This window comes from Nocardia sp. NPDC004711, from assembly GCF_053601595.1.
In genome coordinates, this window is the sequence record NZ_JBSGCB010000126.1 from 1 (window position 1) to 9,629 (window position 9,629).

The window sequence follows — 9,629 nt, forward strand, 5'->3', positions numbered from 1 at the left end:
CGGCCTCGCAGGGCAGAAAGAGCCCGGCGCAGGACTCCCCGGATCGGGATGCCGGTGTGCGAGTGGAGTACTTAGATCGCGATCTGTGGAACGTAGTGTCATGCCGCATACCGCGCTGACCGAACCGGCCAGCGCGGGGCGTCGGCGGCCGGAACCTGGTGCGGTGCAGAACGCACGCTCAAGCCGAAAAGCGAGTGGTGCGTGGCTGGTGTTACCGACTGGTTGCGGTTGGTGTTCCCTCCGGCACTTTGGTCAGATGGTCCAGGTGATCGGGTAATTGGTGTACGTCGCGGTCTCTGCCGTGAACGTCACGCCTACTGCCCGGAAGTCGTCGCGTGCCTTTACCCGCATCTCCTTCAGCTCGTCCATCTGCGCCGCATGCTCTTCGGAGTCCCATATGCTCACCTGGGAGAGCGATCCTTCGGGGGAGACGCCCGCGTACCAGTGAAGAAGACCCGGCAGTCGCAGGATTGCCGGGATCAGGTATTCCGAGGTCTTCTTGTCCGCAGCGACGACCGCGTCGTACAGGCTTGGATCGAAGGTGACGCGCCCGACGCGGACGACGGCAGTTGCTGGCAACGACTCTGTCATCGCGTTCGATTTCCTCTCGGCAATGCTGGAAGATCTTGCTTCCCAGACGATCCCACCGTCAGGGCTGATGGATCAATATCGATCTTCGGAGCGACCGATAAACCAGACTTATCTGTTGGGTTGCGCAAGCGACCGCGATAATCGGCTGATGCGGGCTGGCCGTCGACGGAACCGACCACTGTGCAGGAACATCCACTACTGCCGCTGACGGCGCTGACCGAACCGGCCGACGCGGGGCATCGGAAGATCAACTGGCTGTGCCGATCCGAGGCCGGCGGAACGTCCGCAACTGCTGATGACCGTAGTGACACATGCGTCGAGAGCGACAACGGCCGAGCGGCTTCGTCTTCGACGACGCCGCCGGCAAGCTCATCGAGGTCGTCTCCTGGCCTCCCAGGGGAACCCCGTACGTCGTTCCTTCGGTGAGATTTCTCAGGCGGCGGACGGGTTTTCGAGGACGATTGCGACTCCTTGACCGGATCCGATGCAGACTCCGATCGCGCCGTAGCGCGCATTGCGTTCCCGCAGTTCGGTGGCCAGGGTGAGGACGTAGCGGGCGCCGGTGGCGCCGAACGGATGACCGATTGCCACCGCGCCGCCGTTCGGTGTCAGCTTCTCGTCGGGGATGATGAAACCGTCCAGCTGGTTGGGCAGTTCACGCAGCACGCCCAGGGCTTGGGCGCTGAATGCCTCGTGTACTTCCCACACGTCGATCTGCTCGGGTGTCAGGCCCGCACGTTGGATCGCCAGAGGCAGAGCCCACGCCGGAGCCAGACCCATGTAGAGCGGATCGATCCCGTACACCGCGGACGACACCACCCGCGCCAGCGGTTCGACGCCGAGTTCGCCTGCTCGTTCACCCGAGGCCAGCACCAGTGCGCTGGCTCCGTCGGTCAGGGGGGTCGAGTTCCCTGCGGTCATCTGCGTCGTCCCCGGCTGCGGGGGCAGCACCGCGAGCCTTTCGGCGGTGGTGTCGTCGCGGATGAATTCGTCGTGCTCGAACAGGCGGGCGGGGCTCTTCCTAGTCGCGGCGATCTCTATCGGCATAATCTCCTTGGCCAGCCGCCCGGAATCCCTGGCCGCCTTGGCATTTCGCTGCGTCCGCAGCGCGAACGCGTCGATTTCCTCTCTGGTCAGCCCGTACCGGTCGGCGACGTTCTGGGCTGTCTCGATCATTCCGATGTAAGCATTGCGCGCCAGCAGCGCCGGATTGGCGGGACCGCCCGCACCCGCCCACATGGTGTCGAGCAGGATGACCGGGCCACGGGGGCCGAACGGGCTGTCGCCCTTCATGTACGCCCATCCCGACCGCGACATCGACTCGACGCCACAGGCGATCCCGACGCCCAGGTCCCCCGCTTTGATCGCGTGCGCGACATTGATGGTTGCACTCAGCGACGACCCGCAGAACCGGTTGATCGTCGCCCCGGCCACCGTGTCGGGGAATCCCGCCGCCAGCGCCGCCCACCGCGCGACATCGCCCATACCTTCGTGGGCCGGATTGACGCAGCCCGCGACAATGTCCTCGATCTGATCGAGACCCACGCCGACGCGTTCGCACGCACCCTTCATGGTCATCCCCAGCAGGTCGTCGGCCCGAATGTGCGACAGCGAACCACCGTACCGGGCGAAGGGGGTCCGAACACCACCGAGCACAAACGCTTCCGCCATCACGATCTCCTTCGACAGTGTCCACAGGGTCTCAACGAGCGAGCCGTCGTTGCCGCTTCCGATCTTGCCTCGATTCCGAGGAAATCCGCCACACCGGCGCAGACCGACGGCGCCGAGACCGCTGTCGTTCGGGATTGGGCTGCTCGGATCCGCGGCGTAACGGAAGATCGACCGGCCGCACCGGTCCGACTGCCGCGGAACGTCCGCAACTGCCGATGACAGCCAACTTCTCGGCTACGAGCGAGTTGACCGAGGATCTGCGATCTGGCAGGTGCCGAAATCGGACGGCCTGAGAGCGGTTGTCCGACTGCGGGTCCGGAGATTGTGGGCGTCCGTGCCCGCAGTCGAACAGGTTGGTCAGAGGCCGAGCGCCTTCAGCAGGCCGCCGATCACCGGGATGGAGTCCGCGCTGTCGGTGCCGCTACCGGAGCTGCCGGGAGTCTTGCAGCCGCTGGGGCCGGTGGGGGCGCTGCTGAACTCAAGTCGGAACTGCTTGTGGCCCACCATGATACCGTCGGGCGAGCCAGCGTGGGCGGTCAGATCGACCTCACCGAGATTCTTGGGTGTGTACTGAATGGTCGCCACGCCATTGGTGAAGGTGGTCGTCCCCACGATGGTGCCCGGGAACGCGCCCTCTTCGATGTAGGCGGTGGCCCCGGAGAACGACGACATCTGGTCGGCCGGCAGCGTGAATGTCACCGTGTAGGCGGTGCCCGGGTGGTGCACCTGACCCTGAATCGTGAACTCACCATTGGCCAGACTGCCGCCGGTCGGCTCGCACACGGCGGGGGCGGCCGTTTTCGGCAGGGCCGCAACCTGAATCGCGGGTCCACCACCCTGGGTGATGTACTCACCGGTCGCCGACCGCTCCACGACATTGATGAAGTGCTGGCCCGTGGTCGCCGGATAGTAGGTGACCTGCGCGGTGCCGCCGCTGACAGTCTGCGGACCACCACCGACCAGGACATACGACGAGTAGTTCGACCCATCCAACTGGTAGTCGTAGAAATAGACCAGCGCGCTCGGGTCCGACACCGAGGCCGAGAGCGTGTACACGTTCGGATCACCGCCGACCCCGGGCGTCCATGTGGTCGCCGTGATATCTGCGGACGCGCCGGGCACACCGATCGCACACCCGGCCGCAGCGATTGCGAATCCGGCCATTGCCGAGCCCACCCGACGGATTCGATTGGTCTTCAAGAGAGGTAGTCCCTTCCATTCTTCTTCGGCGTCATTGCAACGCCGCAGAAGAATCTAGGAACTCCCCTCGACGCACACACCCCGGCAAGGGGCGCTGACCGATACGCATACCTATTCATGCCACCGGGCGGTCCGGCCTCGGCTGACCACCAAACCTCTCGGCAGCGATCCGCCGGACGATCATCGAACCGGACCCATCGGTGTGGCAGGTTGCGTGCCTACCTCTCTCCTCGGCGGTGGGCGCGGCGGCTGCTGGGGGCATTACCGCTTCGGGGCCGCCTTCCAGGAGTTTTCACGAAGCCTGCTTCATTCGAGGATGGGGACGCCGAGTTCTTCGGCCTTGTCGGCCTTCGAGCCGAGGGAATCGCGGATTACGACGAAAGCTGTTTTTTCGAGACGGATCCGGCTGCTTTGCCGCCGCGGATGAGGATTGCTTCCTTTGCGCCGTCTCGGGTGAAGGTTTGGAGGAGCCGGTTACGACTATGGAGCGGCCCTCGAGGTTGCGGTCGATGGATTCGTCGCGTTCGTCTTCCATGCGGACTCCGGCGGCGTAGTCCAGGAACGGGACTACGACCGCGCCCAGCACCCCGAATGGCTCAGGCATTGGTGGACACGGTGGACCGAGCGGCATTGTGAGGCGATTGAGGACCATTGGTCCTCGATGCCTGTCGAGTAGCGTCAGAACATCCGCTTCTGCCGCATACCGCGCTGACCGAACCGGCCAGCGCGCCGCGACGGAAGATCAACTGGCCGTGGCCATCCGAGCCGGCGGAACGTCCGCTACTGCCGATTATGTGTTGATTTCACCACCAACGTAGGTCACCGGCCTGAAGCTTGGGCCGGGAGCTGTGTGGGCTTGACAGCATCGAATATGGTTCGCGCATGGTTCCAATGTGGCGAATCACGTATGTCAGAGCGGCCCTTCAGCAAGGGTCCTGGCGTGCCGCCGCTCGCGGGCTGGCGAGTTGGCTCGTGAAGGTCGGGGCCCTGGCGGTGGTTGTCGGGGTCGCGTTGACGGTCGTGACAGTCGTATCGGGCTCCGCTGCAAGAGGACTCGTGATCGCGTTCTGGGTGGTACTCGTGATAAGCGTCGTGCTTGCCGCGGGCGGGCTCTGGGCGTGGAGGGTCAGTGAGCTCGTCGATAAGGAGCACGCTCATCAGCGTAAGTCGTTTTGTGTCAAGCGGTTCGGTCGGTGCCCTGGCCTGTCGTCGTCCCGGCATAGCGGTAATTGGGTTGGTGGCCCTGCAGCGTGTAATCGGGTTGTGGTGACGACGGGCCGGGGCTGCCCGTGATGAGCGACGAGATCACACTCGGGTGTCTCGATGCCGCGGAGGGCTCGCCCCGACCGACCGCTCGACGCGCCTGCGGTCAGGCGGCGGTCGAGATCAGGGTGGGTTTCGTTGTGCCGTGGGTGGCGATGTTGGGATCCCAGGGTTGACCTGTGGTGATGACGGCGTGCAAGTGCCGCAGGATGGCGGCGGCGATCACGGTTTGCGCTTGGGTCGGGGTGAGCCGGTTGGTGTCACGGCTGGTCAGATGCTTGTAGCGGGCGGCATAGACCGGATTGGCGCGTTGGATGCCCCACACCGCCCGCCAGGCGGCGACCCGCAGGCCGGGCCGGCCTTGGCCGGTGAGTTTGGTGCGGCCGGGAAGGTCCCCGATCTTTTGCCCTTACGGGGCTGTTCCGACCGGCCAGGCCGAGGCCGATCGAACGCCATCATGCCGAATATCGCGCACCGGCACGTCGCTCATGCCTGGCTACACGCAGAAGACGGCGATGCGCCGCTAATGCCTTTCCACAGCGGCTTCTTTCGTCTCCTCCGATCCCGCTGAACGGGCCCTGTCACGGCATGGGATGAATTCGATCCGGTGGTGGGAATTGATCGGGTGTGTCGTCGGTCAGTGAGTAATACTCGAGGCCGGTTAGCTTTCCTTCCTGAACGAACAGGAGGATTCCTCCGTCATCGGTCACGGCCTCTATAACCGGATTGGCTACGTTCGGAGCGGTGGGTGCGCTCGGGCCGACCATGAGGTCGATAGTGGGGCAGCCGCAGCGACACTTCCCGACGACCTTGGCCGTGCGCACCTGCGCTCGCAGTTCGACAGCGCCCGGGAAATCTCCCTCCAGCATGGCGCGCAGAGCGTCCTGCTCGTTAACGGTCAGTTCTCGTTCCACAGCTCAAGTGTGGTGGATGGAGTCTGGACGTCCAGCGCGATCGACCGGACGGTCGGCCATGGGTCGTGATCGCGACCCTACGGCGCGGTGCGAAGAACGTCCGCAACTGCCGCATACCGCGCTGACCGAACCGGCCAGCGCGAGGCGCCGGCGGCCCGAACCTGGTGCGCCGCAGAACATCCGCTACTGCCGAGTTCAGGATGCGCTCACTGCGTGGTGGGCATGGCCAGCAGTCCGGCGAGGCCATCGCGGCCGGCCTAGTCCTCGGCTTTCTGCGCGAGCATCCGCATGTACCGGTGGAGGAATTCACCGTCCGCGACGGGGCCGGTGGAGTCGAGCCAGTAGTCAGCGATGACCGACGGAGCGAGTAGGTCAACGGCAATGATCGCCCGCCGGAGCAGTTCCAGACGCGCGGGGTCTTTGGTGTCGGCCCGAAACCAAATACTCTCGACCAGAGGCTCATCGCCGTTCAACTTGATGAAACAGGATGCGTCTACGCCGTAGCAGTAGGCGTCATCCTCGTAGATGCCCATCGGGTCCCGTCTACTCTCGTCGAACCCTGCCGACGCCGTCGCGACGAACCGCCGGACCCGCGGCATGATCGGTGCCAGTACCGCATCGACCTGTGCGAACGTCAGCCCTGCCTCCGCGTAGTCGTGCTCGGGCGCCGCGATCTCGTGCACATCGGTCCAGCCGATGCTGTCCGGCGCGCGGTTGGCACCGCTCGCGACCTCGCTCGCACGCAAGTCGCCCGCCAGTTCGGTGGCGGCCGACAGAGGGTGAAGGCAGCGCATGCCCCACTCGTCTTCGTGGATATGAATCTTCGTCACGGCGGCGAACTCGTCGGTCACGCGGCCCACCCTGTCATGGAACGCGCACTACCGACACCAGACCGCCCCTGCGGCACACACTTCAGGCCAGCAGCAAACGACGTGTAATGCCGCTGATCGTACTGACCGAACCGGTCGGAGTGTGATCGCTTACGGGATGCAGTCGTAGCCGTTGACGTAGGCAGGAGCATTCGCGATGTTGCCGGAGATGGTGAGGAACTCGATGGGCTTGCCGTCGAGGCCAAGGGGCGCTGGAGGTTGCTTTCCGCAGTTGTAAGTGATCGGTGTCGGGCTGCGTTGGGTGATCTGCCAGGGACCTCTCATCGTATTGTCCTGTCCGGCAGTGCCTTCTGCGGGTTGGCAGTCGCCGCGGCCGGTGATGACGACGGTATCCCCATCCTTGTAACCCAGCGGCTGCACGACGATGGCCTCATTGCATACGTACGTGGGGATCGGGGCGCGACTGTCGTCGGCGGTCTCGCATGCGGTGAGAAGTGTTGCGACAGTGATTCCCCCGAGAGCGGTCAATGTCTGCGTCATGCTCATGCTTCGAGGTCCTTCGTGTGGCGTGCGGCTGGACCCGTATCGACTTTGACCAACACCGTTATCCCTCGTCCGCTCGATGCGGGCGGCGTGACGATCCAAGACGAGTGACAATGTCTACCCGGTGAAGCGGGCCGCCCCCGGGAGAGTGACGCTCCCGAACCCCTCTATGACCACGGCCGACTGCCCTGTCCGGGCGTCCTCGGCGAATTCCTGCCAAGTGGTCGGCACACCGGAGTCGATGACGGGTTCCTCCGAATTGACGTCGTACGCGTCTTCGTCCGCTGCCGGGTCCAGCTGTTCATCAGCCAATTCGACCACTCCCAGGCGCCGGAACTGATGATAGAACACGCTTTCGATCCGTTTCAGCGTTGACAGCGGACCTCAGGCGCCGGGCATCAGAAGATCAACGGGCACAGCGAGATCCAGTCGGCGCGAGATCCCCGGTGCGATCAGCGCGCCAGGTCCGGGTGCGCCCGACCGGTGACCACGGGCATGTCGACGAAGGTCAGCAGGCCGGGTTCGGCAGCACAGACGTAGGGGATCGAGTTCACGCAGTGCGCCGCGGTCACGACGATGCCGGGGTTGCGCTGCAGGCCGGCCGCCACGCTGGTCGGGTGCCATCCGTGGATCGTCACGAAGCAGTCGGGATCGCCCTTCACCTCGACCTCGAACCGGACGCCGCCGTCGCCGTATTTCCAAGGCGGGTCGAGGTTCTCATCGCCCATCAGCCAGTTGACCGCGACCCTGACGACCTTGGTGTCGCCGATGAATGCCTCCCAGGCGAAGCGCTGGGCGGCGACCTGGCCGGGCTGGATCACGCCGATCGGCGAGTCGATCGGCGCGGTCGCGACCGCCACCTCGCGGCTGCTGCGGATCTCGGCGTCGGCGAAGCCGAGCGCGTCCAGGCACATCCGCACCGACTGGTCGAACCCGTTGTCCAGCAACGCCAGCATCGGACCGTTCATCGCCTGCTCGGGCGATTGACCGAAACCCATGAGGTGGCGTACGACATCGGGAGCGTTGTAGGTGCGGATGTCGGAGTACTCCTCACCGCGGACGAACGTGATTGCGCTGGACAGGCCCGTGAAGAACAGCGGCTGCTGCTCGGTGGCACCGCCCGGGTCGATCCCGGTCCCGTGCAGCGTCACGCCGCCTTCGCGGGCCGGGGCCGTCATCCTCTCCTTCTCCTCCGCGGTCGGCCAGAACCAGCCCAGCGGCGTGACGACGTTCTTGCCCGAACGCAGAATCGCCGCCACCTCTTTAGGATTCGGCATCAGCGGCGAGTAGAGGACGCAGTCGGCGTCCATCGCGAGGATCTCGTCGATGCTGTTGGTGGCGGTGACACCGATCGGGCCGATCCCGGCGAGTTCACCGGCGTCCCGGCCGACCTTGGCCTCCGAATGCACCCAGCACCCGACGAGCTCGAGATCCGGGTGCAGCTGGATCTGGCCGATCGCGGCCTGGCCAAGCCCACCGGTGGCCCACTGGATCACTCGCAGCGTCATGCATGGAATAGAACAGGTTCCATTCCTCGAGCGTCAAGGCCGTGCGGTCACCACCTCGGCCGCCACCTCGAGGAATTTCAGGTCGGTGACGGCCGGGACCAGGATGAACTCGTCGCACCCGGCCCGCTCCGCGCCGTCGAGAATGTCGGCGAGCACCTCGGGACTCGACGCCCGCGTCGCGGCGGCGATCATCTCGGCCAGCCTGGGTCCGAGGAAGCCGAGGTAGCGAGCGGTGAAGGCGTGCAACGCCTCCGAGGCATCGGCGACGCCCAGGGCGGTGAAGCAGCCACTGACCTTGCGCGGGGTCGTCGCACGACCGGCCTCGGCCCAGCACCGGTCGGCGAACTCGCCCACCTTGGCGATCTCCTCGGCATCGCCTCGAATACTGAAGCCGGAGATGCCATCCGCCCACCGCGCCGCCCGACGCATCGCCTTCGGCCCCATCGCGCCGGCGAGAATGATCGGCCCGCCCGGCTGCACGCACGCCGGCCCGACCGGGTCCGCGCCCTCGAACGGCGGCTCACCGGCGAGCAGCGACTTCAACTCGGCCACCTTGTCGTCGAGCTGCTGGTGCCGTCCCTTGAAATCAGCGCCGAGAGCGCGGTAGTCGTGCTCGCGACCGCCGACGCCCACGGCCACCTCGAGACGTCCGTTCGCGAGCTGGTCGAGAGTCCCGATCTGCTGTGCGACCATCGCCACCGGGTGCTGTGGCAGCACCCAGAGGTTCGCCAGAACCCGCACCCGCTCCGTCACCGCCGCGCAAGCACCCAGCGTCGCAACCATCTCCGGGTTCGAAAACGTCACCCGCTCACCCACCGAGACACTCGAAAACGGACCCGCGTCGATTCGCCGAGCCCAGTCGACCGTCGTACCCGGTCCGTACCCGGGAGCCATCTGCGGAAGCGCAACACCGATCTTCATACGGCGACCCTCTCAGAACCACCCGACCCCGGTCAGGCGATTTCGATTTCGAGAAGCGACGGCGGTCAACAGATTCAGCGCGGCTCGACATCAGCAGTGCGCGCTCATGGCTCCCCTTTATGTCAAGACCGGGATGTGGGTGTGGGGTTAGCCTGGTTGGTGGGTCCGGGATGTGGCTTGTCCGAAGG

At 65.4% G+C, this 9,629-nt stretch carries 10 protein-coding genes and 1 pseudogene; all 11 read right to left on the bottom strand.

Annotated features, from left to right (window positions below; all coding sequences use genetic code 11):
- Nucleotides 1-252: 252 nt before the first annotated feature.
- Nucleotides 253-591 carry a hypothetical protein gene (locus ACWEKS_RS48015; RefSeq protein ID WP_452346377.1) on the bottom strand — a complete coding sequence of 113 codons (339 nt, stop codon included), beginning with the start codon at nt 589-591 and terminating at the stop codon, nt 253-255.
- Nucleotides 592-1,023: 432 nt separating this feature from the next.
- Nucleotides 1,024-2,262: a thiolase family protein gene (locus ACWEKS_RS48020; protein ID WP_452346378.1), complete on the bottom strand. Its 1,239-nt coding sequence runs from the start codon at nt 2,260-2,262 to the stop codon at nt 1,024-1,026.
- Between the two features lie 357 nt (nt 2,263-2,619).
- On the bottom strand, nt 2,620-3,426 hold the full coding sequence (locus ACWEKS_RS48025; protein ID WP_452346379.1) for a hypothetical protein: 807 nt from the start codon (nt 3,424-3,426) through the stop codon (nt 2,620-2,622).
- Nucleotides 3,427-3,577: 151 nt separating this feature from the next.
- Nucleotides 3,578-4,012: pseudogene (locus ACWEKS_RS48030) on the bottom strand (BRCT domain-containing protein); the annotation flags it as partial.
- 819 nt (nt 4,013-4,831) lie between these two features.
- Nucleotides 4,832-5,050 carry a hypothetical protein gene (locus tag ACWEKS_RS48035; protein WP_452346380.1) on the bottom strand — a complete coding sequence of 73 codons (219 nt, stop codon included), beginning with the start codon at nt 5,048-5,050 and terminating at the stop codon, nt 4,832-4,834.
- Nucleotides 5,051-5,306: 256 nt separating this feature from the next.
- Nucleotides 5,307-5,639 carry a hypothetical protein gene (locus ACWEKS_RS48040; RefSeq protein WP_452346381.1) on the bottom strand — a complete coding sequence of 111 codons (333 nt, stop codon included), beginning with the start codon at nt 5,637-5,639 and terminating at the stop codon, nt 5,307-5,309.
- A gap of 257 nt (nt 5,640-5,896) precedes the next feature.
- Nucleotides 5,897-6,490 carry a hypothetical protein gene (locus ACWEKS_RS48045; protein ID WP_452346382.1) on the bottom strand — a complete coding sequence of 198 codons (594 nt, stop codon included), beginning with the start codon at nt 6,488-6,490 and terminating at the stop codon, nt 5,897-5,899.
- 129 nt (nt 6,491-6,619) lie between these two features.
- Complete coding sequence (locus ACWEKS_RS48050; protein WP_452346383.1) at nt 6,620-7,015, bottom strand: hypothetical protein; 396 nt, start codon at nt 7,013-7,015, stop codon at nt 6,620-6,622.
- Nucleotides 7,016-7,129: 114 nt separating this feature from the next.
- Entirely contained in the window at nt 7,130-7,363 is a 234-nt protein-coding gene (locus ACWEKS_RS48055; RefSeq protein WP_452346384.1) for a hypothetical protein, read from the bottom strand.
- Nucleotides 7,364-7,464: 101 nt separating this feature from the next.
- Nucleotides 7,465-8,520, bottom strand: coding sequence for an NAD(P)H-dependent amine dehydrogenase family protein (locus ACWEKS_RS48060; protein ID WP_452346385.1), 1,056 nt, complete (start codon nt 8,518-8,520; stop codon nt 7,465-7,467).
- A gap of 33 nt (nt 8,521-8,553) precedes the next feature.
- Nucleotides 8,554-9,441: an LLM class flavin-dependent oxidoreductase gene (locus tag ACWEKS_RS48065; RefSeq protein WP_452346386.1), complete on the bottom strand. Its 888-nt coding sequence runs from the start codon at nt 9,439-9,441 to the stop codon at nt 8,554-8,556.
- Nucleotides 9,442-9,629: the final 188 nt, after the last annotated feature.

What these genes read in the sequence shown, in the direction of transcription:
- ACWEKS_RS48015 (WP_452346377.1), bottom strand. Translation starts at nt 591, where the DNA reads ATGACAGAGTCGTTGCCAGCAACTGCCGTCGTCCGCGTCGGGCGCGTC.
- ACWEKS_RS48020 (WP_452346378.1), bottom strand. Translation starts at nt 2,262, where the DNA reads ATGGCGGAAGCGTTTGTGCTCGGTGGTGTTCGGACCCCCTTCGCCCGG.
- ACWEKS_RS48025 (WP_452346379.1), bottom strand. Translation starts at nt 3,426, where the DNA reads ATGGCCGGATTCGCAATCGCTGCGGCCGGGTGTGCGATCGGTGTGCCC.
- ACWEKS_RS48050 (WP_452346383.1), bottom strand. Translation starts at nt 7,015, where the DNA reads ATGAGCATGACGCAGACATTGACCGCTCTCGGGGGAATCACTGTCGCA.
- ACWEKS_RS48060 (WP_452346385.1), bottom strand. Translation starts at nt 8,520, where the DNA reads ATGACGCTGCGAGTGATCCAGTGGGCCACCGGTGGGCTTGGCCAGGCC.
- ACWEKS_RS48065 (WP_452346386.1), bottom strand. Translation starts at nt 9,441, where the DNA reads ATGAAGATCGGTGTTGCGCTTCCGCAGATGGCTCCCGGGTACGGACCG.